Source organism: Limimaricola pyoseonensis (assembly GCF_900102015.1).
Lineage (GTDB): Bacteria > Pseudomonadota > Alphaproteobacteria > Rhodobacterales > Rhodobacteraceae > Limimaricola > Limimaricola pyoseonensis.
Genome location: NZ_FNAT01000002.1, coordinates 605,202 through 630,754, shown reverse-complemented (window position 1 = coordinate 630,754; position 25,553 = coordinate 605,202). Strand labels below are relative to the sequence as shown.

Sequence of the window (25,553 nt, the reverse complement as noted above, 5' to 3'; positions counted from 1 at the left end):
CCCGGATCAGGCCGGGAACTCTTCCTTGGCCTCGGCCAGCCAGGCCTCGTAGGCCTCGGGGCTGACCACCTTGACGGTGATCGGCATGTAGGCGTGGTCCTTGCCGCACAGCTCGGAGCACTGGCCGAAATAGACGCCTTCCTGGTCGGCCTCGAACCACAGCTGGGCGATCCGGCCCGGCACCGCGTCCTGCTTCACGCCGAAGGCGGGGATGGTCCAGGAGTGGATCACGTCGGCGGCGGTGACGGACATCACCACGGTCGCGCCGGTCGGCACCACCACGGCGGTGTCGGTGGCCAGCTTGAACTCGTCGGCGGAGTAGCCCGCCTCGACCAGCTCGGCCTCGATCTCCTCGTTGAGGTTGCCCATGCCCGCGCCGATCATGAAGCTCTCGAAGGCGACTTCCTCGTCGGTGTACTCGTAGCCCCAGTACCACTGGTAGCCGGTCACCTTGATGTGGACGTCGCCCTCCGGGATCTCCTGCTGGTCGAACAGCACCGGGAGCGAGAAGGCCCCGATGAAGATCAGGATCACGATCGGCACCACGGTCCAGGCGATCTCGAGCGGCGAGTTGTGGGTGAAGGTCGCCGGGTTCGGGTTGGCGCGGCGGTTGTAGCGCAGGATCACGAAGGCCAGAAGGCCCACCACGAACAGCGTGATCGCGGTGATGATCACCAGCAGCATGCCGTCGAGCCAGTGGATGTCGCGCGCCAGCTTGGTCGCGGCCGGCTGCCAGCCCACCGCGCCGTCGGTCGGCGCGCCGATGATCGGCAGCGACTCCTGCGCGGCGGCAGCGCCCGCGGCAAGCGTGGCGGCGGCAGCGGAAGCGAGCACGGAAAGGGGCTTCGTCAGGTGCATGTCTCTACTTTCGTGTCTGGCGTAAGTCGGCGCCCCGAGGCCCCCGCTTGCGCGGAATCCCCTGTCGTCCGCGGGTCTATTCCCATAAACTCTCCGGCAGAACAAGCTGTCCGGTTGCGGCAAACGGCCGCTCGCTCCCCCGGACCGCACGGCATCCAGAGGACATCGCATGGCTTCCACGCAGGCGCAGCCCGCATTCGATCCCTTCGCCACGCATCTCGACCGCCCGGCCGCGCTGCGGCTTCTGCGCGAGGCCGTGGCCGGCGCCGATGACGGCGAGTTGTTCCTCGAGCGCCGCCGCTCGGAGGTGCTGAGCTTCGATGACGGGCGGCTGCGCCACGCCAATTTCGACGCCGCCGAGGGCTTCGGCCTGCGCGCGGTGCGCGGCGAGACCTCGGGCTACGCGCATTCGACCCAGATCGACGAAGCAGCGCTGAAGCGCGCCGTCGCCACCGCCCGCCTCGCCGTGGGCGATGGCGGCGGCACGCTGGCCGAGGCGCCGGCCCGCACCAACCGCCACCTCTACACCGATGCCGACCCGATCGCCGGCGCGGCCTTCGGCGTGAAGGTGGAGCTTCTGCGCGAGATCGACGCCTTCGCACGGGCGCTCGACCCGAAGGTGGTGCAGGTCACCGCGAGCCTCGCCGCCTCGCACCAGGAGGTGGCGATCCTGCGGCCCGAGGACGCCTTATATACGGACACCCGCCCGATGGCGCGGCTCTCGATCGGCGTGATCGTCGAGAAGGACGGCCGCCGCGAGAGCGGCCACATGGGCGGCGGCGGCCGCTTCGGGCTCGACGGGCTGATGGTTCGCGACCACTGGGAGCCGGTGGTGCGCGAGGCGCTCAGGATCGCGCTCGTGAACCTCGACGCCGAGCCCGCACCCGCGGGCGTGATGGACGTGGTGCTCGGCCCCGGCTGGCCCGGCATCCTTCTGCACGAGGCGGTGGGCCACGGGCTCGAGGGCGACTTCAACCGCAAGGGCTCCTCGGCCTTCTCGGGGCTGATGGGCCAGCAGGTGGCCGCGAAGGGCGTGACCGTGCTCGACGACGGCACGATCCCCGACCGGCGCGGCTCGATCACCTTCGACGACGAGGGCACGCCCTCGGGGCGCACCACGCTGATCGAGGACGGCAAGCTCGTGGGCTACATGCAGGACCGCCAGAACGCCCGTCTGATGGGGGTCGAGGCCACCGGCAACGGCAGGCGCGAAAGCTACGCCCACACGCCGATGCCGCGCATGACCAACACCTACATGCTGGCGGGCCAGGACGACCCGGAGGCCATGGTGGCCGACCTCAAGGACGGGATCTGGGCCGTGGGCTTCGGCGGCGGGCAGGTCGACATCACGAGCGGAAAGTTCGTCTTCTCCTGCACCGAGGCCTACCGGGTGAAGGACGGCAAGGTCGGCGCGCCGGTGAAGGGCGCGACGCTGATCGGCGACGGCGCCACCGCGCTGCAGAAGATCCGCGCCATCGGCAACGATCTCGCGCTCGACCCGGGCATCGGCAATTGCGGCAAGGCGGGCCAATGGGTCCCGGTGGGCGTGGGCCAGCCCTCGCTGATGATCGGCGGGCTGACGGTGGGCGGCTCGGGCTGAGCGCGCGGATCTCCCTCTGGTTTACATCCTGTTAACCTAGTCGCCTTAAATCTGGGCCCGCAACAGGCGAGGCTCGGGATGGCTCACCAACCCACTTCTTCCGCTCACCCCCCACTCCCACCCACCTCGGAAGAAGATCTGCTGTCCCGGCTTCGTCTGTTGCGCTCTCGCCGGGTCGGGGTGGCGACCTACTGGCGCCTGCTGGCCCAGCACGGCACGGCCGAGGCGGCGCTGGACGTCCTGCCCGACATCGCCCGCGCCGCGGGCGTGGCCGGCTACCAAGCCTGCAGCCGCGAGGCGGCGCAGGCGGAGCTCGAGGCCGGGCACGAGCGCGGCGCCCGGCTGCTGGCGCATGGCGACCCGCTCTACCCCGCCCTGCTGGCCGCCCTGCCCGACGCGCCGCCGCTCTTGTGGATGCGCGGCCGCGGCGCGCTGCTGCGCCGGCCGATGCTGGCGCTGGTCGGCGCGCGCAACGCCTCCTCGCTCGGCCGCCGCATGGCGCATCGGCTCTCCGGCGCACTGGCGGAGGCCGGATGGGTCGTCGTGTCGGGCCTGGCGCGCGGCATCGACGCCGAGGCGCACGCGGCCGCGCTGCCCTCCGGCACCATCGCCGTGCTCGCCGGCGGCATCGACGTGACCTACCCCACAGAGAACGCCGACCTGGCGCGCCGCATTTCCACCGACGGGCTCGCGCTCTCCGAGCAGGCGGTCGGGCTGACGCCGCAGGGGCGGCACTTCCCCGCGCGCAACCGGATCGTCGCCGGTCTGGCGCGGGCGGTGATCGTGGTCGAGGCGGCCGCGCGCTCGGGCAGCCTGATCACCGCGCGCTGCGCGCTGGAGGCCGGGCGCGAGGTGCTGGCCGTGCCGGGCCACCCCTTCGACGCGCGGGCGGCGGGCTGCAACATGCTGATCCGGGACGGTGCCGCGCTGGTGCGCGGGGCCGATGACGTGATCGACCTGCTCGAATCCGCGCCCTGCCCCGCGCCCCCTGTCGCGCCCCCCGCCGCGCCGGAGCCGGCGGCCCGCGCCGCGGCGCCGCGCCGCGACCGGGCCGACTCACCCGCGCCCCCGGCCCTGAGCGACAGGATCCTCGGGCAGCTCGGGGCGGCGCCGCTGGCCGAGGACCAGCTCACCCGCGATCTCGGCCTGCCCGCGCCCATGGTGGCCTGCGCGCTCACCGAACTCGAACTCGAGGGCCGGGTGGAGCGGCGGGCCGGCGGCCTGCTGTCGCGGCGCGATCTGAGCCCGGCGCAGGGCTGACCCCCCTCCATCGCGCGGCGCGCCCCTGCCCCCTTCGACGGCGACGCGATACCGCACGGACCGGAAACCCGCGCATCGGGTGCATTGACAATGCCGCGAGGGCCGCCACATGTTGCCCGCCCAAATCGCTCCCCCCCGATCCGAGGATTCTCCATGCCCGTCGTCGTCGTCGAATCTCCGGCCAAGGCCAAGACGATCAACACCTATCTCGGCTCGGACTACACCGTGCTCGCCTCCTACGGCCATGTCCGCGACCTGCCGCCCAAGGACGGCTCGGTCGACACCGAGAACGATTTCGACATGAGCTGGGAGGTCGGCGCCGACAGCCGCAAGCACGTCAAGGCGATCGCCGACGCGCTGAAGGACGACCCGAACCTGATCCTCGCCACCGACCCCGATCGCGAGGGCGAGGCGATCTCTTGGCACCTGCAGGAGGCGCTGACCAAGCGCCGGGCGCTGAAGAAGGACACGCCGGTGTCGCGCGTGGTCTTCAACGCCATCACCAAGGCGGCCGTGACCGAGGCGATGCAGAACCCGCGCGAGATCGACGCGCCGCTGGTGCATGCCTACCTCGCGCGCCGCGCGCTCGACTACCTCGTGGGCTTCAACCTGAGCCCGGTGCTCTGGCGCAAGCTGCCCGGCGCCAAGTCGGCGGGCCGCGTGCAGTCGGTCTGCCTGCGGCTCATCGTCGAGCGCGAGATGGAGATCGAGGCGTTCAAACCCCGCGAATACTGGAGCGTGAAGGCGCAGCTGCAGACCCCGCGCGGGCAGGAATACGAGGCGCGGCTGACCGTTCTAGGCGGCCAGAAGCTCGACCGCTTCGACCTCGCCGACCGCACCCAGGCCGAGATGGCGGTGCAGGCCGTGGCCTCGCGCGACCTCACCGTGGCCTCGGTCGAGGCCAAGCCGGGCTCGCGCAACCCCTCTGCCCCGTTCATGACCTCGACCCTGCAGCAGGAAGCCAGCCGCAAGTTCGGCATGGGCGCGCGCGCCACCATGTCGGCGGCGCAGCGGCTCTACGAGGCGGGCTACATCACCTACATGCGGACCGACGGCATCGACATGGCGCCCGAGGCGGTGATGGCCGCGCGCGACGAGATCAAGTCGCGCTACGGCGACGCCTACGTCCCGAAATCGCCGCGCATGTACAAGAACAAGGCCAAGAACGCGCAGGAAGCGCACGAGTGCATCCGGCCCACCGACATGTCGCGCGACGCCGGCAAGCTCGCCCGGCTCGAGGCCGATCAGCGCAAGCTCTACGACCTGATCTGGAAACGCACCCTCGCCTGCCAGATGGAGGCCGCCCGGCTCGAGCGCACCACGGTCGACATCGAGAGCCGCGACCGCGAGGTGGTGCTGCGCGCCACCGGCCAGGTCGTGCTGTTCGACGGCTTCCTCAAGGTCTACGAGGAAGGCCGCGACGACGTCGAGAGCGACGACGACCGCCGCCTGCCGCAGATCCACCAGGGCGAGGCCGCGAAGTTCGCCTCGGGCGCGCTCAAGGCCGCCTTCGGCAAGGCGACCGAGGAGAGCAAGGATGCCGCGGTGCTGGGCGGCGATGCCGCCGTGCTAGCGCTGCAGCACCACACCCAGCCGCCGCCGCGCTACACCGAGGCGACGCTGGTCAAGCGCATGGAAGAGCTCGGGATCGGCCGGCCCTCGACCTATGCCAGCGTCATCGGCACGATCCAGGACCGCGACTACGTCTCGAAGGACAAGAACCGGCTGATCCCGCAGGACAAGGGCCGGATCGTCACGATCTTCCTGCTGAACTTCTTCAAGCGCTACGTCGAATACGACTTCACCGCCGAGCTCGAGGAACAGCTCGACGACGTCTCGGCCGGCAAGGCCGACTACAAGGAACTGCTGGCGCGGTTCTGGTGCGACTTCTCCGCCGCCATCGCCGAAACCTCGGAGCTGCGGATCACCGAGGTGCTCGACGTGCTCGACGAGGCGCTGGCGCCGCAGCTCTACCCGCCGCGCGAGGACGGCACCGACCCGCGCCTCTGCCCGCAATGCGGCACCGGCAAGCTGCATCTCAAGACCTCGCGCACCGGCGGTTTCGTCGGCTGCGGCAACTACCCCGAATGCCGCTATACCCGGCCGATCGGCGGTGACGGTGCCGACACCGGCGCCGACCGGGTGCTGGGCGAGGACCAGGGCGACGAGATCTGGCTGAAGACCGGCCGCTTCGGGCCCTACGTCCAGCGCGGCGAGGCGACGGCCGAGCAGCCCAAGCCGCCGCGCGCCTCGCTGCCCAAGGGCTGGCAGATGGACGCGATGGACCTGCAGAAGGCGCTGACGCTGCTGTCGCTGCCGCGCTTCGTGGGCAACCACCCCGAGGATGGCGAGCCGGTCGAGGCCGGGATCGGCCGCTTCGGGCCCTTCGTGAAGCACGGTCGACTCTACGCCAACCTCAAGGAAGTGGACGAGGTCTTCGAGATCGGCATGAACCGCGCCGTCGAGGTACTGGCGCAGAAGGCCGCCGGGCGCGGCGGCCGCGGTGCGGCGGCCAAGGCGCTGAAGGAGCTGGGCGAGCACCCCTCGGGCGGCGCGATCTCGGTCATGCCGGGCCGCTACGGGCCTTACGTGAAATGGGAGAAGGTCAACGCCACCCTGCCCAAGGAGGTGGAGCCCGAGACGGTGACGCTCGAACAGGCGATCGCTCTGGTGGACGAGAAGGCCGCCAAGGGCGGAAAGAAGAAGGCCCCGGCCAAGAAGGCGGCGGCGAAGAAGCCCGCCGCCAAGAAGGCCACGACCACGAAGGCCAAGAGCACCACCAAGAAGGCGCCCGCCAAGAAGACGGCGTCCAAGAAGTCCGCCGACGAGGCGGCCGAGTGAGACCGCGCGCCGCGCCGCCTTCTGCGGCGCGGCACCCGCGTTGACTTCGGCCCCGCCCGGCGCAAAGGTTCCCCCCGACGCAACAGGGGGAGACAGATGCAAAAGACCTATCCGGACGCCGCGTCGGCGCTCGACGGGCTGCTGAAGGACGGGATGCTGATCGCGGCGGGCGGCTTCGGCCTGTGCGGCATCCCCGAGCTTCTGATCAACGCGATCCGCGAGGCGGGCGTGAAGGATCTGACCTTCGCCTCGAACAACGCGGGCGTCGATGATTTCGGTCTCGGGCTGCTGCTGCAGACCCGGCAGATCCGCAAGATGATCTCGTCCTATGTGGGCGAGAACGCCGAGTTCATGCGCCAGTACCTCTCGGGCGAGCTGGAGCTGGAATTCACCCCGCAGGGCACCCTGGCCGAACGGATGCGCGCCGGCGGCTCGGGCATTCCGGGCTTCTACACCAAGACCGGCGTCGGCACGAAGGTGGCCGAGGGCAAGGAGGAGAAGGTCTTCGACGGCGAGACCTACATCCTCGAGCGCGGCATCGTCGCCGACCTGTCGATCGTCAAGGCGTGGAAGGCCGACGAGACCGGCAACCTCGTCTTCCGCAAGACCGCCCGCAACTTCAACCCGCCCGCCGCGATGTGCGGCCGCGTCTGCGTCGCCGAGGTCGAGGAGATCGTGCCGGCCGGCTCGCTCGACCCCGACCACATCCACCTGCCGGGGATCTACGTGCACCGGCTGATCCAAGGCGAGCACGAGAAGCGCATCGAACAGCGCACGTTGAGAGAGCCCGCCTCCGGCGGGACGAGGGAGGCGTAAGCATGGCCTGGGACCGCAAGCAGATGGCGGCACGCGCCGCGCAGGAGCTCGAGGACGGCACCTACGTGAACCTCGGCATCGGCATTCCGACGCTGGTGCCGAACTACATCCCCGAGGGCGTGCACGTGACGCTCCAGTCCGAGAACGGCATGCTCGGCATGGGCCCCTTCCCGACCGAGGAGGAGATCGACCCCGATCTCATCAACGCCGGCAAGCAGACCATCACCGAGCTGCCGCACACCGCCTATTTCGACAGCGCGACCTCCTTCGGCATGATCCGCGGCGGCAAGATCGCCATGGCGATCCTCGGCGCGATGGAGGTGGCCGAGAACGGCGATCTCGCGAACTGGATGATCCCGGGCAAGCTCGTGAAGGGCATGGGCGGCGCGATGGACCTCGTCGCCGGCGTCGGCCGCGTGGTGGTGGTGATGGACCACACCAACAAGGCCGGCGAATCGAAGCTGCTGAAGGAATGCACGCTGCCGCTCACCGGCACCGGCGTGGTCGACCGGATCATCACCGGCCTCGGCGTGCTCGACGTGGTCGAGGGCGGCCTGAAGATCGTGGAGACGGCGCCGGGCGTGACCGAAGCCGAGATCCGCGAAGCCACCGAGGCGACCATTGTCTGATCGCGAGATCCGTCGCGAGGGCGGCCCCGAAAGGGGCCGCTACGCGCTCGATCTCGGCGGTGGCGCCGAGGCCGAGCTGACATGGGTGGCGCGCGGCGACGCGCGCGTCGCCACCCATACCGGCGTGCCGCGCGCACACGAGGGGCGCGGCCATGCCGCGGCCCTCGTGTGCGCGATGGTCGAGGATGCCGAGGCGCAGGGCTTCCGCATCGTGCCGGCCTGCTCCTACGTCGCGCTCTGGGCGCGGCGGCATCCGGAGAAGGCCGCGCTCTTCGCCTGACCTAGAGGCTGTTGACCGAGAACACGCAGCCGTCGCCGATCAGCACCGGCGGCGTCACGCAAAGCCCGCGCGCCACGCCCCAGGCGGTGAGCACCTTGGGCACGTAGCCCCGCGTCTCGGCATAGGGCGGCACGCCGCCATTGTCGCGCACCGCCCCCTCGCCCGCGTTGTAGCCCGCCAGCGCCAGGATCGGGTCGCCGCCGAAATGGCCGAGCAGCCAGTCGAGATAGGCGACGCCGCCGCGGATGTTCTCGGCCGAGACCCGCCAGTCGGCGACGCCGAACCGCGCCGCGGTGGCCGGCATCAACTGCATCAGCCCCTGCGCGCCGGCCCCGCTCTGCGCATCGACCCGGCCCGCGCTCTCGACCGAAATGACGGCCAGCGCCAGCGCGGGCGAGACGCGGGTGCCGATGGTGGCGCGCATGATCTCGGTGCCGTAGCTGCGCGCGATGTCCTGCAGGTGCTGCACCCGCGGCGCCGCGACGGCCCGGCCCGCCGGCGCCAGGCCCAGCGCCAGCATCGCCGGCTCGAGCCGGCCGGGGCCGGCATCGGCGAGGCGCGGCGAGACCGCCGCCCAGAACCAGTCGGACCCCGCGGCCCGGTCGGCGCCGGCCGGCGCCGCGGGGTCCTGCGCCTCGGGCACCGGCGCGGCGCGGACCGGCGCGACCGTGGGGTCGATCTGCACGGTGATCCGGCGGCCCGCGCCGGGTTCGGGCACCGCGATTCGCCTGAAGGTGAAATCCGCCCCCTGGCCGGTTTCGGCCCGGCCGGGCGCCGCCGCGAGGATGCCGAGCGTCAGCGCGAGGCCGAGCGCCAGGTTGAACAGCCTGCCCGGGGGACCGCCTGTCAGCGCCGCGCGCATGTCCACTCCCTCATCGCAACCGAGTCGCCGGGACTTTCGCAAAACCGGGCCGGCCTGACGATCCGGCCGGCACGAGACGCCGCCCGGGTGGGGCGGCTGGGCCACGCAAAGTTGCGACCGGCGCCGGACAAAGGGTGAAAAATCGCACCAATGGCGTCCAAATCCCGCCCCAATCCGCCGGCTATATGTAACCACCAGCGGGGAACGCGCATCGTCGATCCGCTGGGGGAATGACAGCAACAACCCCCCAGGAGGGACATGAAATGATCAACTTCATCAAGAAGTTCCATAATGACGAATCCGGCGCCGTGACCGTTGACTGGGTCGTCCTGACCGCCGCCATCGTCGGCATCGGCATCGCCGTGATGACCACGCTCGACACCAAGGTCGACTCGGTCGCCGCAACGATCTCGGCCGACCTGGACACCGCTGCCGGCCTCTGAAGCCGCGACAGCAGACCATCGTGAACCGGCCGCGCCGCTGCGGCCGTTCCACGACACGGAAAGGGCCGCTCGCGCGGCCCTTTCGGTGTTCGGGCGGGTTCTCGGAGTGGCCCCGCCGCGATCACAACCTCACCACAATCGCCGATCAAGGTGGCCTCCGGGGCGGGGGCCGTCGGTGGCAGGAGGGATGATGAAGTGCCATTTCGCTAGGCTGAAGAACTGCGAGGACGGGGCCGTCTCGGTCGACTGGGTCGTCCTGGCCGCCGGCATCGTCGCCGTCTCGCTCGCCATCGGCATCGCCGTCAGCCAGAGCACGCTGCGCGCCAACGGGCAGATCGCGCAGAAGCTCGAGCAATACGCCGACCAGACCCCTCAGTAGAAGAACAAGAAAGAGGATCCTTCCATGCGCGCAGTGTTCGCCTTCGTCTTCCTGATCGGCCTCGGCCTCGCCGGCTTCGCCGTCTACATGGTGCAGGGCCATTTCGAGCAGCAGCAGGCCGCGCTGGCGCGCGAGCGCGCCGTCGCCAAGCAGCAGGTCCCGACCGTCGAGGTCCTGGCGGTGAGCCGCGCGCTCTCCTATGGCGAGGAGCTGACGCCCGAGGACGTCGCGCCGATCCGCTACGTCGAGAAGCACCTGCCCGAGGGCACGGTCAGCAGCCTTGAGGAGCTGTTTCCCGCCGACCGCAAGGGCGCCCGCCTCGTGCTGCGCCCGATGGAGGCGAACGAGCCGGTGCTTCTGGCCAAGATCACCGCGCCCGGCGGCAATGCCGGCATCAGCACCCGGCTCGACCAGGGCATGCGCGCCTTCGCGATCAGCGTGACCGCCGCCAGCGGCGTGTCGGGCTTCCTGCGCCCCGGCGACCGGGTCGACGTCTACTGGACCGGCTCCCTGAACGTCGGCCCCGAGACCGGCCAGGAGGTCACCAAACTGATCGAGACCGGCCTCGAGCTGGTCGGCGTCGACCAGACCTCGGACCAGAGCCGCGCCGAGGCGATGGTGGCGCGGACCGTGACCGTGCAGGCCAGCCCCCAGCAGGTCGCCAACCTCGCGCAGGCGCAGTCGACCGGCACGCTGGCGCTGTCGCTGGTGGGCATGGGCGACCAGAGCGTCGCAGGTGCGGTCGAGGTCGACCAGCGCAGTCTGCTCGGCATCGTCGAGGAGGAGAAGGTGGCCGAGGTGGCGCCCGCCCCCGCCCCCGAGCCGCAGGTCTGCACGATCCGCACCCGCCGCGGCGCCGAGGTGGTCGAGATCCCGATTCCCTGCACCAACTGAGCCGCGCGCGCTGTTGCGCGCCGGCCCCACCGGCGGCCCGTGCGCCGCCGGTGCGTTGCGCGCCGACCACGACATGGGGCAGGCTCGCCGCAACCATGGGGCGCAGCGCCGCACCCGGGATTCGAATGACGAAGGCGGGCAACATGAGCATCCGACGCAGCATCAAGGCCGGCCTGACCGGCCTCGCCCTGGCCCTCGCGGCCGCGCCCGCGGCGCAGGCCGAGGCGCTGCGCGTCACCGGCGGCTCGCCCTCCTCGGCGCTGCAGGTGCCGATGAACCGCGCCGTGGTGGTCGAAAGCGACGTGCCCTTCGCCGAGCTGTCGATCGCCAATCCCGGCATCGCCGACATCTCATCGCTCACCGACCGCTCGATCTACGTGCTGGGCAAGGCGCCGGGCCGGACCACGCTGACCGTGCTGGGCACCAATGGCCGGCTGATCACCAATGTCGAGGTGCACGTCACCCCCGACATCGCCGAGTTCAAGGAACGGCTGGGCCAGATCCTGCCCGGCGAGCCGATCGAGGTGCGCACCGCCAATGACGGCATCGTGCTGTCGGGCACCGTCAGCTCGATCTCCAAGCTCGACCGCGCGCTGGAACTGGCGCAGCGCTACGCGCCCGAGCGGGTCTCGAACCTGATGTCCGTGGGCGGCACGCAGCAGGTGATGCTGAAGGTGCGCTTCGCCGAGATGCAGCGCTCGGTCAGCAAGTCGCTCTCGGCCTCGCTCGGCGCCCGCGGCACCGTGCTGGGCGACGATCTGGGCCTGTCGGTCGGCACCAACCGGCTCAGCAACGCCGGCGGCCTCGGCAGCGCCCTGACCGGCTCGCTGCCCTCCGCCACCTCCGCCAACGCCGCCACGCTGTTCGGCTTCAACGCCGGCGGCGTCGAGGTCGGGCTGCTGCTCGAGGCGCTGGAAAGCCGCGGCGTCGTGCGCACGCTGGCCGAGCCCAACCTCACCGCCCTGTCGGGCCAGGAGGCGAGCTTCCTCGCCGGCGGCGAATACCCGGTCCCGGTGAGCCAGGAAGGCGGCGCCATCACGGTCGAGTTCAAGCCCTTCGGCGTCGAGCTCGACTTCGTGCCGAGGGTGGTCGAGGGCGATCTCATCAACCTCGAACTGAAGGCGGCGGTCAGCTCGCTCGATTCCGCCAACGGCTTCACCGCCAACGGCTTCACCGTCGACGCCTTCCGCCGGCGCGAGACCTCGACCACGGTCGAGATGCGCGACGGCGAGAGCTTCGCCATCGCCGGGCTCCTGTCGGACGATTTCCGCGACCTGAACGGCCAGGTGCCGTGGCTGGGCGACATCCCGGTGCTCGGCGCGCTGTTCCGCAGCGCCGAATACGAACGCATGCAGACCGAGCTGGTGATCATCATCACGCCGCACCTCGTCACGCCGACGCGCGGCGAGGTGCTGGCCCTGCCGACCGACCGGGTGCGGCTGCCGACTGAGCGCGAGCTGTTCCTGTTCGGCCGGGTCTCGGCCGACCGCGCGCCGCAGACCGGCGGCGCGGGCGAGGTCGCGCGCCAGGACTTCGGCGGCTCCTACGGCTACGTGCTGGACTGAGAGGACACGCCATGCCCCTTGCCCGCCCCGCCGTCTGCGCCACCGCCCTGCTCTTCTCGCTCGCGCTGGGCGCCTGCACGGCGCCGCCCGCCTTCGACCAGGAGGCCGGCTTCGGCGCCTCCGGCTTCGGGGCCGCCACAGCCCGCAACACCGCCGTCCAGACCGGTCAGGCCGGCGCGCTGCGGCTCGACCTCGCCCGCCGCTTCGAGGCCGAGGTCGACACGGTGATCAACTTCGCCTTCGATTCGGCCGCGCTCGGCCCCGAGGCGCAGGCGACGCTGCGCGCGCAGGCGCACTGGATCCGTCAGTTCCCCGAGGTCCGCTTCCGGGTCTACGGCCACACCGACCTCGTCGGCAGCGCAGCCTACAACAAGGCGCTCGGCCTGCGCCGCGCGCAGGCGGCGGTGGCCTACCTGATCGCGCAGGGGATCGAACGCTCTCGGCTCGAGGCCGTGGCCTCCTTCGGCGAGACGCAGCCGCTGATCGTCACCGAGGGCCGCGCCCGCGCCAACCGCCGCACCGTGACCGAGGTCTCGGGTTTCGTGGCGAACCACCCCAGCGTGCTGAACGGCAAATACGCCGCGGTCATCTTCCGCGACTACGTCGCCAGCGCGGTGCCGCCGAGCGAGGTCGGCTCCGAAAGCACGGGTGCGACCGGCAACGGGAACGGCGGCGGCGAGGGCGGCGCAACCCCGCAATAAGTGGTGGGCCGGCACGTGGCAACAAAGCCAAATCCCGGCCCCAATCGTTGCAGCGGTTCCAACAATTTCAGATTTTCAGCCCCATTGCAGCCATCATTGCCGGCGACAACCTGATCAAGAAACGACCCCTTCATATCCCTGTCTCACACAGGGGGGGCGGCACGCCGCGGGGGATCGCCGGACAAGGATGTGACGCCCATGAGCAGCACCGCCCAACTGCAACCCGACCCGCAGCCGATCGTCGCCTGCACGGTCAGCCGCGACGTGCAGCAGTTCGATCTCCTGATCGAGGACATGGAAGCGGCGCTGGGCGAGACCTGGGGCGATCTGGGCTTCGAGGACGCGCTGGCCTTCCTCGGCCAGGCCGAGGCCGAGGAGCTGCAGTTCATCGCGATCGCCCTGACCAAGGAGGACGAGGCGGCGCTGCCGCTGATCGCCGACGTGATCGCGGCCGCCAAGACCCGGGCGATCAAGGTCATCCTGATCGCCGACGAGGTGAGCCCGACCGCGCTGCACCAGCTGCTGCGCGAGGGCGGCGACGAGTTCGTGCCCTACCCGCTGCCCGAGGGCGAGCTGGCCCGCGCCATCGAGCGGCTGCGCAGCGGCGCCGAGCCGGTGCTGCCGCCGCAGCCCGAGACCTCCCCCACCCCGAGCCAGGGCGGTGATCGCGACGGCGTGGTGATCCCGGTGCAGGGCATGTCCGGCGGCAGCGGCGCGACGACGCTCGCCGTCAACCTCGCCAGCGAGCTGGCGCAGGCCGACAAGAAGAACCCGCCGCGGGTCTGCCTGATCGATCTCGACCTGCAGTTCGGCGCCGTCGCCACCGCGCTCGACCTGCCGCGCCGCGAGGCGGTGCTCGAGATCCTCAGCGACACCGCCAGCGCCGACAACGAAAGCTTCCTGCAGGCGATGCTGACCTACCAGGACCGGCTCAGCGTGCTGACCTCGCCCTCAGAGCTGGTGCCGCTCGACCTGATCGGGCCGGCCGATGTCGAGCGGCTGATCGCGATGGCGCGCGCCGAGTTCGACTACGTGGTGATCGACATGCCGCCGAGCCTGGTCGAATGGTCCGAGACGGTGCTGAACGCCGCGCACCTGTATTTCGCGACGCTCGAGCTCGACATGCGCTCGGCCCAGAACACGATGCGGATGAAGCGGGCGCTGCAGGGCGAGGATCTGCCCTTCGACAAGCTGCGCTTCGTACTGAACCGCGCGCCGGGCTTTGCCGACCTGTCGGGCAAGAGCCGGGCCCGGCGGCTGGCGGATTCGCTCGGCATCTCGATCGAGATCATGCTGCCCGATGGCGGCAAGCCCGTGACCCAATGCGCCGACCAGGGCACCGCCCTGTCCGAGGGCGCCCCGAAGAACGCGCTGCGCCGCGAGATCGCCAAGCTCGCGCGCCAGATGCACAAGGTCAACAGGGCCGACGCCGCCGCGTCGCGCTGAGCCCGGAGTCTCCGCCATGTTCTCCAAGTTCAAGAAGACCGATGCCGCCAGCGCCGGGCGCACGCCCGCCCGGACGGCCGGCCCAGCCCCCGCCCCGGCCAAGGCGGAGCCTGCGCGCACCACGCCCGCGGCCACGCCGCGCCGCGCCGCGGAGGCCGCCCCGGCCGACAAGGAACGCCGCCGCAAGGAGCGGCTCTCGGAGATCAAGCTCGAGCTGCACAAGGCGCTGCTCGACAATCTCAACCTTGCCGCGCTCGACAAGGCCAGCGAGCAGGACCTGCGCAACGAGATCAACGCCATCGCCAGCGAGTCGCTGGAGGAGATGGGCGTGGTGCTGAACCGCGATGAGCGCCAGACCCTCAACCAGGATCTCTACTTCGAGGTGACCGGCCTCGGCCCGCTCGAGACGCTGCTCAAGGACGACACGGTCAACGACATCCTCGTCAACGGCCCGCAGCAGATCTTCGTGGAGCGCAACGGCCGGCTCGAGCTGACCGACATCACCTTCAAGGACGAGCGCCACCTGCTGCGGATCATCGACAAGATCGTCTCGGCGGTGGGCCGCCGGGTCGACGAATCGAACCCCTATGTCGACGCCCGCCTCGCCGACGGCTCGCGCTTCAACGCGATGATCGGCCCGATCGCGGTGGACGGCTCGCTGGTCTCGATCCGCAAGTTCAAGAAGGACAAGCTCGGCATCGACGACCTCGTGCGCTTCGGCGCCTTCACCGAGGAGATGGCCGCCTATCTCGAGGCCGCCGTCGCCACCCGGCTGAACGTCATCGTTTCGGGCGGCACCGGCTCGGGCAAGACCACCACGCTCAACGCGCTGTCGAGTTTCATCGGCGACAGCGAGCGCATCCTGACCATCGAAGACACCGCCGAGCTGCAGCTGCAGCAGACCCATGTCGGCCGCATGGAAAGCCGCCCCGCCAATGTCGAGGGCCGCGGCGCCGTCACCCAGCGCGACTGCCTGCGCAACGCGCTTCGGATGCGGCCCGACCGCATCATCGTCGGCGAGACCCGCGGCGAGGAGGTGATCGACATGCTGCAGGCCATGAACACCGGCCATGACGGCTCGATGACCACGATCCACGCCAACTCCGCCCGCGACGCCGTCTCGCGGCTCGAGAACATGGTGGCGATGGCCGGGATCGAGATGCCTATCAAGGCGCTGCGCAGCCAGATCGCCAGCGCCGTGCATCTCGTGGTGCAGGCCAGCCGCCTGCAGGACGGCACGCGGCGCATGACCTCGATCACCGAGATCACCGGCATGGAGGGCGAGGTGATCTCAATGCAGGAGGTGTTCCGCTTCCAGCGGGTCGGGCTCACCCCCGACAACCGGATCATCGGCCACTACACCGCGACCGGCGTGCGCAGCCACTTCTCGGAACGCTTCCGCCTGTGGGGCTACGACCTGCCGGCGCAGATCTTCGAACCGATGGCGGCGGAGTGAGGCCATGAGCATCGGCATGGAACCGATCATCTACGGGCTGGTCTTCCTGTCCGTTCTGGCCGTGGTCGAGGGGCTCTACCTGCTGGCCTTCGGCCGCTCGATCAGCCTCAACCGCCGGGTCAACCGCCGGCTCACCCTGCTCGAGAAGGGCGGCAAGCGCGAGGAGGTGCTCGAACAGCTCCGCAAGGAAATGTCGCAGCACGTGAAGTCGCGCCGCGTGCCGCTCTACTCGCTGCTCGCGGTGCAGGCGCAGAAGGCCAACATCGCCTTCACGCCGATGCAGCTGACGATGCTGATGGCCGGCCTGGCGGGGCTGGCCTTCGCAGGCCTGTCGGCCGGCACCGATGCCGGGCTGCCGATCCGGATCGGCGTCGCCGCGCTGATGGGCGTGGGCGGGGTCTATCTCTGGGTCTCGAACAAGGCCAAGACGCGCATGGCGCTGATCGAGGAGCAGCTGCCCGACGCGGTCGAGCTGATGGTACGCAGCCTGCGCGTCGGCCATCCCTTCGCCTCCGCCGTGGCGATCGTGGCGCGCGAGGTGCCCGACCCGCTCGGCACCGAGATGGGCGTGATCTCGGACGAGGCCGCCTATGGCCGCGAGATGAGCGAATGCCTCAAGGGGCTGGCCGAGCGCTGCGACATGCAGGACCTGCGCTTCCTCGCCGTCGCCGTGGCGATCCAGAGCCAGTCGGGCGGCAACCTCGCCGAGATCCTGGCCGGTCTCGGTAAGGTGATCCGCGCCCGCTTCAAGCTGTTCCGCCGCGTCAAGGCGATCACCGCCGAGGCCAAGTGGTCCGGCATGTTCCTGTCGGGCTTTCCGCTGGCGGCGCTGGTCGGGATCAACGTGATCGAGCCGAACTACTATGACGGCGTCAAGGAAACCGCGATCTTCATCCCCGCCTGCTTCGCGGTGGGCGCGCTGCTGACGCTCAACGTCATCGTCATGCGCGCCCTGGTCAACATCAAGGTCTGAACCGATGCCGGTCCAAGTCGCACAACTCCAGGCCATGCTGATCGAGCGCTTCGGCCCGTTCGGGCCGCTGCTCGCGGTCGGGCTGCTGGGCGTGGCGCTGATCCTGATCACGCTGCCGGCGCTGCTGCGCAAGAAGAACGACCCGCTCGACCGGCTGAAGGCCGAGAACCGCTCGGCCGAGCCGGCCCGCGCCGACAAGCTGCGCAGCGGCAACGGCAAGGACGCGCTGCAGCGCTTCGCCACCTTCCTCGAGCCGCAGGACGCCGAGGAGTTCTCGGCGGTGCGGCTGCGGCTGATGCAGGCCGGCTACATCCAGAAGAACGCGGTCCGCATCTACCACTTCGCCCAGTTCGCGCTGGGCCTCGGCGCGCTGGGGCTGGGGCTGGTCTACGCGCTCAGCCGCCCCGACGCGGCCGACGCCACGACGCAGGACATGATCATGTCGACGATCCTGCCCGGCGCGATCGGCTACATGCTGCCCAAATACTGGGTGACGCGCCGCCGCGCCGCCCGCCAGGAGGCGATCACCCACGGCTTTCCCGACAGCCTCGACATGATGCTGGTCTGCGTCGAGGCCGGCCAGTCGATCGACCAGGCGATCATCCGGGTCAGCCAGGAGCTGCGCGCCGGCTTTCCCGACCTCGCCTTCGAGTTCCAGCAGGTCGCCTACGAGATGAAGGCCGGCAAGGACAAGAGCCAGGTGCTGCGCGACATGGCCGAGCGCTGCGGCGTGACCGACATCAACAGCTTCGTCACCGTGCTGGTGCAGAGCCAGCAATTCGGCACCTCAATCGCCGAGGCGCTGCGGGTCTTCTCGGCCGAGATGCGCGACAAGCGGGTGCTCCGGGCCGAGGAGAAGGCCAACACCCTGCCCACCAAGCTCACGCTCGCGACGATGCTGCTCACCGTGCCGCCGCTGCTGCTGATCCTGATCGGCCCCTCGATCCATGATATCGCGGTGAACATCGGCACCCTGACCAAGTGACGCCATGAAAGCCGCCCTCGCCCTGCTCCTGCTGCTCGGCCTCGCCGCCTGCTCCGGCCTGAACGGCCTCGGCGGCTCGGCCGGCGGCGTCTACGCCCCCGGCCCGAGCCGCGAGCGCGCCGATGTCGACGGGCTGATCGTCGGCCACCGGCTGATGGCGGCCGGCGAGTTCGAGCTGGCGCTCAGGGCCTACAGTCGCGCCGCGGTCGAGCGCGGCCTGAACGTCGACACGCTGTCGGCCATGGGTTCGGCCAACCTCAGGCTCGGGCGGCTGGGCCAGGCCGAGACGCTGCTGCGCCGCGCCGTGGCCGAGGATGCAGGCTTCGCCCCGGCCTGGAACAATCTCGGCGTCGTGCTGATGGAGACCGGCCGCACCGGCGAGGCGGCCGAATCCTTCCGCCGCGCCTTCGCGCTGGTCGATGGCGGCGACGAGCGGATCGCCGACAACCTGCGGCGGGCCCTCGCCAAGCGCGATGCCGCCGCCTATGATGCGCCCGAGGGGACCGAAGAGTTCCTGTTGGTGCGGCGGGGGTCGAGCGAGTACCGGATCCTGTCCGCGCTCTGAGGATCACGAGCAGAAGGACGCCGCCCTTGATGCGCCATTCCGGCCACGCCCGCCTCGCCCTGCTGTCGCTCATGCTGCTCGCCGCCTGCGGCGCGGGTCCCGACCGCGAGGTCGCCGCCGCGATGGAGGAGGCCGGGCTGTCGGGCGACGCCGATCTCGACCAGATCATGCTCACCGTGGCCGACCCGGCCGAGAGCGTCGCCTATTTCCAGCGGCTCTCCACCGCCTCGCCCGACGCGATCGCGCCGATGCGCGGGCTCGCCACCTCACTGGTCCGGGCCAAGCGCGGCAACGAGGCGGTCACCGCATGGAAGAAGGTCGCGGCCCACCCGCAGGCGCGCGACGCCGACCGGGTCGAGCTGGCCGACGCGCTGATCCGGGTCAATGACTGGGACGCGGCCGAGGCCGTGCTCGACGCCATCCCGCCGACCTTCGAGACCTTCCAGCGCTACCGGCTCGAGGCGATGGTCGCCGACAGCAACGAGGAGTGGAGCCGCGCCGACAGCTTCTACGAGACCGCCGCCGGGCTCACCACCACGCCGGCGGGCGTGCTCAACAACTGGGGCTATTCCAAGCTGACGCGGGGCGACTACCCCGGCGCCGAGCGGCTGTTCACGGATGCGCTGCGACAGGAGCCGGGGCTGTTCACCGCCAAGAACAACCTCGTGCTCGCGCGCGGCGCCCAGCGCAACTACCGGCTGCCGGTGATGCCGATGACCCAGACCGAGCGGGCGCAGCTGCTGCACACCCTCGCGCTGGCCGCGATCAAGCAGAACGACGTCACCATCGGCCGCGGCCTCCTGCGCGAGGCGGTCGACACCCATCCGCAGTATTTCGACGCCGCCGCGCGGGCGCTGGCCGCGCTCGAGGGCAACGTGACCAACTAGGGCCGGCCCCGCTTCATCCTTTCGCCGCAATGGCCGCGCAACCTGACCGCGTCGAAGCGATCGAGCAAAGGGTGCGCAGATGAACATGCAGGCCGGCAACGTCTTGGCACCGCCCAGCCCGAAGACGCTCGACGCGGTGCGCCTGCCGCCGGTGATGATGCGCGACATCCTTCTCAAGACGATGTTCCGCACCAACACGACGCTGGCCAGCGACATCGCGGCGCTGATCTGCCTGCCGGTGAACGTCACGCAGGAGCTGATCGACCTCGCCCGCGGCCAGAAGCTGATCGAGGCGATGGGCACGCTGCACGCCAACTCGGCCGGCAACGAGATGCCCTACCAGCTCACCGACGCGGGCAAGGCCCGCGCGCTCGACGGCCTCGCGCAGTCCGAATATTTCGGCGCCATGCCGGTGCCGCTCGAGGTCTACCGCGAACAGGTGGCGCGGCAGTCGATCCGCAATGCCGCGATGACCCGCGACCGGCTCACCGCGGCGATGGGCCATCTCGTGCTGCCGCCGGCGCTGATCGACCAGCTCGGCCCGGCGGTGGGCGCCGGCCGCTCGATCCTGATGTACGGCCCGCCGGGCAACGGCAAATCCTCGATCTCGAACGGCATCCGCGACGCGCTGGGCGACCGGGTCTACGTGCCCCGCGCGATCGAGTATGGCGGGCAGGTCATCACCGTCTACGACCCGATCATCCATGCCGCCGCCGAAACCGAGGTCGAGGACCCCAACGCCCTGCGCCGGAGCGCCACCCGCCACGACATGCGCTACGTGCGCTGCGAACGGCCCACCGTCGTCACCGGGGGCGAGCTGTCTCTCGACATGCTCGATCTCGTCTACAACCCGGTCGCGCGCACCTACCAGGCGCCGCTGCAGCTCAAGGCCACGGGCGGCATCTTCATCGTCGACGATCTCGGCCGGCAGGCCGAGCCGCCGCAGAAGCTGGTCAACCGCTGGATCGTACCGCTCGAGGAAAGCCGCGACATCCTCGCGCTGCAGTCGGGCGAGAAGTTCGAGGTGCCCTTCGACACGCTGGTGATCTTCTCGACCAACTTCCACCCCAACGAGATCTTCGACAAGGCGGCGCTGAGGCGGATCTTCTACAAGATCCGCATCGACGGACCGAGCCAGGAGGATTTCCTGAAGATCTTCGCCCTGATAGCGCGCAAGAAGAAGATGCCGCTGAACCAGCAGGCGCTGATCCACCTGCTGAAGGTCAAGTACCCCTCGATCGGCAACGTCTTCGCCAACTACCAGCCGGTCTTCCTGATCGACCAGATCATCTCGATCTGCCAGTTCGAGGGCATCCCCTACCAGATGACGCCCGAGCTGATCGACCGGGCCTGGGCCAACATGTTTGTCGACATGGGCGAGCGGGTCGCGCACTAGCCCTCGGCCAGCGGCACCTCGCGCAGCCGCAGCGTCACCGCGCAGGCCAGCGCCGCGATCGCGGCGGCGGTCAAGAAGACCGGGCCGAGCGCCTCGGAAAACCCCGCCAGCACCGGCGCGCGCTGCGCCTCGGGCAGCGCCATCACCGCCGAGCGCCCGATCGTGCCGAGCCCCGCCCCCTCGACCAGCCCGGCGAGGTTGCGCGCGAGACCGGCGGCGAAGAGCGCGCCGAAGACCGAGGTGCCGACCGAGCCGCCGATCAGCCGGAACATGTTGGCGCTGGCCGTGCCGACCCCGAGAAAGCGCTGCGGCACCGCGTTCTGGATCGCCGCGACGCCGACGCTCATCATCGGGCCGATGCCGAGCCCGGTCGCCACCATCAGCGCCACCACCTGCCACAGCGGCATCTCGGGCCCGATCCGCGACAGGCCGAGCATCGCCACCGCCAAGAGCGCCGTCGAGGCCACCGGCAGCGCCTTGTAGCGCCCGGTGCGCGCCATCACCCGCCCGGCCAGCATCGAGGCCCCGATCAGCCCCGCCATCATCGGCAGCAGGTAGAGCCCCGAGCCCATCGGCGAGACGCCCCGCACCACCTGAAGATAAAGCGGCAGGAAGGTCAGCGTGCCGAACATCGCCATGCCGACCAGCAGCCCCGCCCCGTTCACCACCGCCACCGCGTTCAGCCGGAACAGCGACAGCGGCAGGATCGGCTCCGCGGCACGGCGCTCGACCGCGACGAAGCCCGCCGTCGCGGCCAGCGTCGCAGCGATCAGGCTCCAGAGCGCCGGGTCGTCCCAGCCCAGCTCGATGCCGCCGAGACTCGCGATCAGCACCAGCCCCGACAGCGCGGCCGCCAGAAGCGCCGCGCCCGCGACGTCGATCCGCGGCCGGTCGCGCGGGCCCTGCGCGTCGAGCGCGACCTGCAGCACCGCGAAGGAGAGCGCCACGACGGGCAGGTTGGCGAAGAACACCCAGTGCCAGCTCGCGGCATCGACGATCAGCCCGCCGACCAGCGGGCCGACCACCGTGGACAGGCCGAACACCCCGCCCAGCGCGCCCTGCACGCGGCTGCGCTCGCGCGCCGGATAGAGATCGGCCACCACCGCCATCGACACCACGATCAGCCCGCCGCCGCCCAGGCCCTGCACCGCGCGGCCGGCGATCAGCACCTCCATCGAGGGCGCCGCGCCGCAGATCAGCGCGCCCAGCGTGAACACGCCCAGCCCCGATTGCAGCACCGCCTTGCGGCCGAAGAGATCGCCCAGCTTGCCGAAGACCGGCGCGCCGACGGTCGAGGCCAGGAGATAGGCCGTCACCACCCAGCTGATCCGGTTCAGCCCGCCGAGATCGGCGGTGATCACCGGCAGCGCGGTCGAGACGATGGTCTGCCCGGTCGAGGCCACGAACAGCGTCACGCAGACCGCCCAGACCGCCAGCCGCCGCCGCGCCCCGAAGGACCGGTCATCCAGGGCATCGCTGGCGTCGGGCGTGGCGGTCATGCGTCTCTCCGGGTTTCGGGCGCGCAGGCGGGCTCGGCCCGCTGGCATGGGGCGGGGGCTTGTGCGACACAGGGAATAGGGATGGATATGTGCCGATGGCATATGCATGTCAACGGCACGCAATCCGGAAAGGCGGGGAATGGCCGAACGCGACGACCGACTGATCGAGGACATGGAGACGGCGGGCATCCCCGCCGAGACCACGCGCGCCGCGCTGGCCTTCGACGCGGTGCTGCAGCGCTGGCGGCGACGGGTGCGCAAGCGCGAGCTGGGCCACCGGGCGCTGTCGGAACTGGGCCTGCCGCTCGACCTCGCGCAGCTCGACGTGATGATCGCGATCTGGGCGCCGTCGAACGAGTTCGGCGACGAGCCCGAGGACGAGACCATGGTCTCGACCGTCGCGGCGCGGCTCAACATCGACCCCTCGCGCGCCAGCCGGATCGTCTCCGACCTGATCACCCGCGGCTTCGCGGCCCGTGCCGCCAGCCAGACCGACGCGCGGCGCACCGTGGTCGCGCTGACCCCGCGCGGCCTCGCCATCGTCGAGGCGGTGCGGCGCTACAAGTTCCTGCTTCTGGGCGGGTTCCTGTCGGACTGGTCGGCCGAGGAGATCGACACGCTGCTGCCGCTGCTCGACCGTTTCTCGCACTGGGCCGAGACCGGCGCCGACGAGACCGAAGCCGGGATGCGCGCCCGCATCGGCAGCTTGCGCGACGATCTGGCGCGGCGGCTGTCCGAGCTTTGAAAGCCGCCGCTCCGCGCCCTAGATGCTGCGGATGACCGCGCTGCCCCCCCAATTCGAAGACTGGTTCGCCCGCCGCGGCTGGAGCATCCACCCGCACCAGCGCGAGATGCTGGCCCGCGCCGACGCGCCGTCGCTGATGCTCATCGCCCCCACCGGCGGCGGCAAGACCCTCGCGGGCTTCCTGCCGACGCTGGCGGAGCTCGCGGACGGGGCGCACAAGGGGCTGCATACGCTCTACGTCTCGCCCTTGAAGGCGCTCGCCACCGACATCCGGCGCAACCTGACGATCCCGGTCGAGGAGATGGGGCTGCCGGTCCGGATCGAGGACCGCACCGGCGATACCAAGCAGACCGCCAAGAAGCGCCAGCGCGCCGACCCGCCGCACATCCTGCTGACCACGCCCGAGAGCCTCGCGCTGATGGTCTCATACGAAGACGCGCCGCGCATCTTCGCCGGGCTGAAGCGGGTGGTCGTCGACGAGATTCACGCTCTGGCCGAGGGCAAGCGCGGCGACCAGCTGATGCTGACGCTGGGCCGGCTGGAGACGCTGGCGCCCGGGCTGCGCCGGGTCGGTCTCTCGGCCACGGTGGACGACCCCGAGGCACTGGCCGCGCAGCTCGCGCGGGCCCCCAAGCCTTGCGAGATCATCGAGGCCGATCCCGGCCCCGACCCCGACATCTCGATGCTGCACACCGAGGCCCCGCCGCCCTGGGCCGGCGCGGGCGGCGGCTACGCGGTGCGCGAGGTGCTGGAGCAGGTCCGGAAGCACAAGACGACACTCATCTTCCACAACACCCGCGCGCAGGCCGAGATCTTCTTTCACAAGCTCTGGCTCGCCAACGAGGACGACCTGCCGATCGGCATCCACCACGGCAGCCTCAGCCGGCAGGTGCGCGAGAACGTCGAGGCGGCAATGGTGGCGGGCGAGCTGCGCGCCATCGTCTGCACCGGCAGCCTCGATCTCGGCATCGACTGGGGCGACGTCGACCTCGTGATCCAGATCGGCGCGCCCAAGAACGTCAAGCGCCTGGTCCAGCGCATCGGGCGGGCCAACCACCGCTACAACGCGCCCTCAAAGGCGATCCTCGTGCCGGCCAACCGCTTCGAGGTGGTCGAATGCATGGCCGCGCTCGAGGCGGTGAAGGCGCACGAACTCGACGGCGCGCCGAAGGGCCCCGGCCCGCTCGACGTGCTGTGCCAGCACATCATGATCACCGCCTGCGCCGGGCCGTTCGACGAGGACGTGCTGTTCGCGGAGGTGAAGGGCGTCGGCGCCTATGCGGGGCTCAGCCGCGCGCAGTTCGACGACTGCCTCGATTTCGTGGCCACCGGCGGCTACGCGCTGCGCGCCTACGACAAGTGGAAGCGGCTGCTCCGCCGCCCCGACGGGCTGTGGCAGCTGCGCGACCCGCGCGCCGCCCTGCGCATCCGCATGAACATCGGCACCATCCAAGACGCCGACCTGCTGAAGGTGCGGATGCGCGGCGCCGGCGGGCGCCCCTTGGGCGAGGTCGAGGAAGGCTTCGCCGCGACGCTGACCAAGGGCGACACGTTCCTCATCGGCGGGCAGGTGGTGCGCTACGAATCCCTGCGCGAGATGACCGTCGAGGTCAGCCGCCGTGCCGACCGCGAGCCACGCATCGCCACCTATGCCGGCGCCAAGATGCCGACCTCGGCGCAGCTCGCGCACCGCATCCTCGACGATCTGCAGCGCGACGACTGGCCCGAGCTGCCGCGCCACACCCGCGACTGGCTGCATCTGCAGCGCCGCGTGTCGAAGATGCCCGAGCGCGGCCGCATCCTCGTCGAGACCTTTCCGCATGAGGGGCGGCACCATGCCTGCTTCCACACCTTCGCGGGGCGCAACGCGCAGCAGACCCTGGGCCTGCTGCTCACCCGGCGGATGGAGACGCTGGGCCTGCACCCGCTGGGCTTCGTCGCCACCGACTACGCGACGCTGGTCTGGGGGCTGGACGAGCTGACCGACCCCGAGCCACTCTTCGCGGCGCGCGAGCTGCGCGAGGGTCTGGAGACATGGCTCACCGGCAACGCGGTGATGAAGCGCACCTTCCGGGGCGTCGCCACCATCGCCGGGCTGATCGAGAAGAACCTGCCGCAGATCCGCAAGACCGGGCGGCAGGCGACCTTCAGCTCGGACATCCTTTACGACACGCTGACCAAGTACGACCCCGAGCACCTGATCCTGCGCGTGACGCGCGAGCAGGCAATGCGCGGGCTCGTGGATTTCGCCCGGGTCGAGGAGATGCTGGAGCGCACGCGCGGCCGGGTCGACCTCGTGCGCGCCGACCGCCCCACCCCGCTCGCCGCCGCGATGCTGCTCGAACGCGACCGGGTGCCGGTGGCGGGCGCGGGCCGCGAGCGGCTGGCCGAGGAGGAGGCGGCGCGGCTCCTGAAGGAATCCGGCCTTGCCCAGTTCGGCGCGCCCACCGTCGCGGGGGTGTGAGGCGGGCCC

Annotated in this window: 23 protein-coding genes; 20 read left to right on the top strand and 3 right to left on the bottom strand. The window is 70.6% G+C overall.

The window, feature by feature from the left end; all coding sequences use genetic code 11:
• Positions 1-6: 6 nt before the first annotated feature.
• On the bottom strand, positions 7-858 hold the full coding sequence (gene coxB / locus BLT43_RS06880) for a cytochrome c oxidase subunit II (RefSeq protein ID WP_090111276.1): 852 nt from the start codon (positions 856-858) through the stop codon (positions 7-9).
• 169 nt (positions 859-1,027) lie between these two features.
• Here coxB and tldD point away from each other — a divergent pair, with 169 nt between their 5' ends.
• The 6 genes from tldD (at position 1,028) to BLT43_RS06850 (ending at position 8,284) form a co-directional block, all read left to right on the top strand.
• Positions 1,028-2,458: a metalloprotease TldD gene (gene tldD / locus BLT43_RS06875; RefSeq protein ID WP_090111275.1), complete on the top strand. Its 1,431-nt coding sequence runs from the start codon at positions 1,028-1,030 to the stop codon at positions 2,456-2,458.
• 78 nt (positions 2,459-2,536) lie between these two features.
• A complete protein-coding gene (gene dprA, locus BLT43_RS06870; protein ID WP_090111273.1) occupies positions 2,537-3,718 on the top strand; it encodes a DNA-processing protein DprA in 1,182 nt (393 codons plus the stop codon).
• A gap of 153 nt (positions 3,719-3,871) precedes the next feature.
• Complete coding sequence (topA, locus tag BLT43_RS06865) at positions 3,872-6,559, top strand: type I DNA topoisomerase (protein WP_090111271.1); 2,688 nt, start codon at positions 3,872-3,874, stop codon at positions 6,557-6,559.
• A gap of 96 nt (positions 6,560-6,655) precedes the next feature.
• Positions 6,656-7,375, top strand: a complete 720-nt coding sequence (locus BLT43_RS06860; protein ID WP_090111269.1) for a CoA transferase subunit A — start codon at positions 6,656-6,658, stop codon at positions 7,373-7,375.
• A 2-nt stretch (positions 7,376-7,377) separates the two neighbouring features.
• Entirely contained in the window at positions 7,378-8,004 is a 627-nt protein-coding gene (locus BLT43_RS06855) for a 3-oxoacid CoA-transferase subunit B (protein WP_090111267.1), read from the top strand.
• Positions 7,997-8,284 (top strand): GNAT family N-acetyltransferase, encoded by a 288-nt coding sequence (locus BLT43_RS06850; RefSeq protein ID WP_090111265.1) that lies wholly within the window; start codon positions 7,997-7,999, stop codon positions 8,282-8,284. The genes BLT43_RS06855 and BLT43_RS06850 overlap by 8 nt, the downstream gene beginning before the upstream one ends.
• 1 nt (position 8,285) lies before the next feature.
• On the opposite strand, the gene BLT43_RS06845 is transcribed toward BLT43_RS06850, so the two are convergent.
• Positions 8,286-9,146, bottom strand: a complete 861-nt coding sequence (locus BLT43_RS06845) for a lytic transglycosylase domain-containing protein (protein ID WP_090111263.1) — start codon at positions 9,144-9,146, stop codon at positions 8,286-8,288.
• 263 nt (positions 9,147-9,409) lie between these two features.
• On the opposite strand from BLT43_RS06845, the gene BLT43_RS06840 reads away from it, so the two are divergent.
• The 12 genes from BLT43_RS06840 to BLT43_RS06785 all read left to right on the top strand — a co-directional run bounded on the left by BLT43_RS06840 (position 9,410) and on the right by BLT43_RS06785 (position 20,836).
• Positions 9,410-9,589 (top strand): Flp family type IVb pilin, encoded by a 180-nt coding sequence (locus BLT43_RS06840; RefSeq protein WP_090111262.1) that lies wholly within the window; start codon positions 9,410-9,412, stop codon positions 9,587-9,589.
• A 190-nt stretch (positions 9,590-9,779) separates the two neighbouring features.
• Positions 9,780-9,968, top strand: coding sequence for a Flp family type IVb pilin (locus BLT43_RS06835; RefSeq protein WP_090111260.1), 189 nt, complete (start codon positions 9,780-9,782; stop codon positions 9,966-9,968).
• Positions 9,969-9,992: 24 nt separating this feature from the next.
• Positions 9,993-10,862, top strand: coding sequence for a Flp pilus assembly protein CpaB (cpaB, locus tag BLT43_RS06830; protein WP_090111257.1), 870 nt, complete (start codon positions 9,993-9,995; stop codon positions 10,860-10,862).
• A 143-nt stretch (positions 10,863-11,005) separates the two neighbouring features.
• Positions 11,006-12,427, top strand: coding sequence for a type II and III secretion system protein family protein (locus BLT43_RS06825; RefSeq protein WP_090111542.1), 1,422 nt, complete (start codon positions 11,006-11,008; stop codon positions 12,425-12,427).
• A gap of 11 nt (positions 12,428-12,438) precedes the next feature.
• Positions 12,439-13,128, top strand: a complete 690-nt coding sequence (locus BLT43_RS06820) for an OmpA family protein (protein WP_090111255.1) — start codon at positions 12,439-12,441, stop codon at positions 13,126-13,128.
• 198 nt (positions 13,129-13,326) lie between these two features.
• Positions 13,327-14,574 (top strand): CpaE/TadZ family protein, encoded by a 1,248-nt coding sequence (locus BLT43_RS06815; protein WP_090111252.1) that lies wholly within the window; start codon positions 13,327-13,329, stop codon positions 14,572-14,574.
• A 16-nt stretch (positions 14,575-14,590) separates the two neighbouring features.
• Positions 14,591-16,030, top strand: coding sequence for a TadA family conjugal transfer-associated ATPase (locus tag BLT43_RS06810; RefSeq protein WP_090111250.1), 1,440 nt, complete (start codon positions 14,591-14,593; stop codon positions 16,028-16,030).
• Positions 16,031-16,034: 4 nt separating this feature from the next.
• Positions 16,035-17,003, top strand: coding sequence for a type II secretion system F family protein (locus tag BLT43_RS06805; RefSeq protein WP_090111248.1), 969 nt, complete (start codon positions 16,035-16,037; stop codon positions 17,001-17,003).
• A gap of 4 nt (positions 17,004-17,007) precedes the next feature.
• Entirely contained in the window at positions 17,008-17,988 is a 981-nt protein-coding gene (locus BLT43_RS06800; protein ID WP_090111246.1) for a type II secretion system F family protein, read from the top strand.
• 4 nt (positions 17,989-17,992) lie between these two features.
• Positions 17,993-18,553, top strand: coding sequence for a tetratricopeptide repeat protein (locus BLT43_RS06795; protein WP_090111244.1), 561 nt, complete (start codon positions 17,993-17,995; stop codon positions 18,551-18,553).
• A 122-nt stretch (positions 18,554-18,675) separates the two neighbouring features.
• A complete protein-coding gene (locus BLT43_RS06790; protein ID WP_423222120.1) occupies positions 18,676-19,440 on the top strand; it encodes a tetratricopeptide repeat protein in 765 nt (254 codons plus the stop codon).
• 79 nt (positions 19,441-19,519) lie between these two features.
• Positions 19,520-20,836 (top strand): P-loop NTPase family protein, encoded by a 1,317-nt coding sequence (locus tag BLT43_RS06785; RefSeq protein ID WP_090111240.1) that lies wholly within the window; start codon positions 19,520-19,522, stop codon positions 20,834-20,836.
• Here the strand turns inward: BLT43_RS06785 and BLT43_RS06780 are convergent.
• On the bottom strand, positions 20,833-22,335 hold the full coding sequence (locus BLT43_RS06780; protein ID WP_090111239.1) for an MDR family MFS transporter: 1,503 nt from the start codon (positions 22,333-22,335) through the stop codon (positions 20,833-20,835). The two genes, BLT43_RS06785 and BLT43_RS06780, sit on opposite strands and share 4 nt — an antisense overlap.
• A 139-nt stretch (positions 22,336-22,474) precedes the next feature.
• Here BLT43_RS06780 and BLT43_RS06775 point away from each other — a divergent pair, with 139 nt between their 5' ends.
• Complete coding sequence (locus BLT43_RS06775; protein WP_090111237.1) at positions 22,475-23,080, top strand: MarR family winged helix-turn-helix transcriptional regulator; 606 nt, start codon at positions 22,475-22,477, stop codon at positions 23,078-23,080.
• 31 nt (positions 23,081-23,111) lie between these two features.
• Positions 23,112-25,544, top strand: a complete 2,433-nt coding sequence (locus BLT43_RS06770) for a ligase-associated DNA damage response DEXH box helicase (RefSeq protein ID WP_090111235.1) — start codon at positions 23,112-23,114, stop codon at positions 25,542-25,544.
• Positions 25,545-25,553 lie beyond the last annotated feature (9 nt).

What these genes read in the sequence shown, in the direction of transcription:
- tldD (WP_090111275.1), top strand. Translation starts at nt 1,028, where the DNA reads ATGGCTTCCACGCAGGCGCAGCCCGCATTCGATCCCTTCGCCACGCAT.
- cpaB (WP_090111257.1), top strand. Translation starts at nt 9,993, where the DNA reads ATGCGCGCAGTGTTCGCCTTCGTCTTCCTGATCGGCCTCGGCCTCGCC.
- coxB (WP_090111276.1), bottom strand. Translation starts at nt 858, where the DNA reads ATGCACCTGACGAAGCCCCTTTCCGTGCTCGCTTCCGCTGCCGCCGCC.
- BLT43_RS06845 (WP_090111263.1), bottom strand. Translation starts at nt 9,146, where the DNA reads ATGCGCGCGGCGCTGACAGGCGGTCCCCCGGGCAGGCTGTTCAACCTG.
- BLT43_RS06775 (WP_090111237.1), top strand. Translation starts at nt 22,475, where the DNA reads ATGGCCGAACGCGACGACCGACTGATCGAGGACATGGAGACGGCGGGC.
- BLT43_RS06785 (WP_090111240.1), top strand. Translation starts at nt 19,520, where the DNA reads ATGAACATGCAGGCCGGCAACGTCTTGGCACCGCCCAGCCCGAAGACG.
- BLT43_RS06860 (WP_090111269.1), top strand. Translation starts at nt 6,656, where the DNA reads ATGCAAAAGACCTATCCGGACGCCGCGTCGGCGCTCGACGGGCTGCTG.
- BLT43_RS06790 (WP_423222120.1), top strand. Translation starts at nt 18,676, where the DNA reads ATGGAGGAGGCCGGGCTGTCGGGCGACGCCGATCTCGACCAGATCATG.
- BLT43_RS06800 (WP_090111246.1), top strand. Translation starts at nt 17,008, where the DNA reads ATGCCGGTCCAAGTCGCACAACTCCAGGCCATGCTGATCGAGCGCTTC.
- BLT43_RS06815 (WP_090111252.1), top strand. Translation starts at nt 13,327, where the DNA reads ATGAGCAGCACCGCCCAACTGCAACCCGACCCGCAGCCGATCGTCGCC.
- BLT43_RS06780 (WP_090111239.1), bottom strand. Translation starts at nt 22,335, where the DNA reads ATGACCGCCACGCCCGACGCCAGCGATGCCCTGGATGACCGGTCCTTC.
- BLT43_RS06840 (WP_090111262.1), top strand. Translation starts at nt 9,410, where the DNA reads ATGATCAACTTCATCAAGAAGTTCCATAATGACGAATCCGGCGCCGTG.
- BLT43_RS06835 (WP_090111260.1), top strand. Translation starts at nt 9,780, where the DNA reads ATGAAGTGCCATTTCGCTAGGCTGAAGAACTGCGAGGACGGGGCCGTC.
- BLT43_RS06820 (WP_090111255.1), top strand. Translation starts at nt 12,439, where the DNA reads ATGCCCCTTGCCCGCCCCGCCGTCTGCGCCACCGCCCTGCTCTTCTCG.
- dprA (WP_090111273.1), top strand. Translation starts at nt 2,537, where the DNA reads ATGGCTCACCAACCCACTTCTTCCGCTCACCCCCCACTCCCACCCACC.
- BLT43_RS06855 (WP_090111267.1), top strand. Translation starts at nt 7,378, where the DNA reads ATGGCCTGGGACCGCAAGCAGATGGCGGCACGCGCCGCGCAGGAGCTC.
- BLT43_RS06805 (WP_090111248.1), top strand. Translation starts at nt 16,035, where the DNA reads ATGAGCATCGGCATGGAACCGATCATCTACGGGCTGGTCTTCCTGTCC.
- topA (WP_090111271.1), top strand. Translation starts at nt 3,872, where the DNA reads ATGCCCGTCGTCGTCGTCGAATCTCCGGCCAAGGCCAAGACGATCAAC.
- BLT43_RS06795 (WP_090111244.1), top strand. Translation starts at nt 17,993, where the DNA reads ATGAAAGCCGCCCTCGCCCTGCTCCTGCTGCTCGGCCTCGCCGCCTGC.
- BLT43_RS06825 (WP_090111542.1), top strand. Translation starts at nt 11,006, where the DNA reads ATGAGCATCCGACGCAGCATCAAGGCCGGCCTGACCGGCCTCGCCCTG.
- BLT43_RS06770 (WP_090111235.1), top strand. Translation starts at nt 23,112, where the DNA reads ATGACCGCGCTGCCCCCCCAATTCGAAGACTGGTTCGCCCGCCGCGGC.
- BLT43_RS06810 (WP_090111250.1), top strand. Translation starts at nt 14,591, where the DNA reads ATGTTCTCCAAGTTCAAGAAGACCGATGCCGCCAGCGCCGGGCGCACG.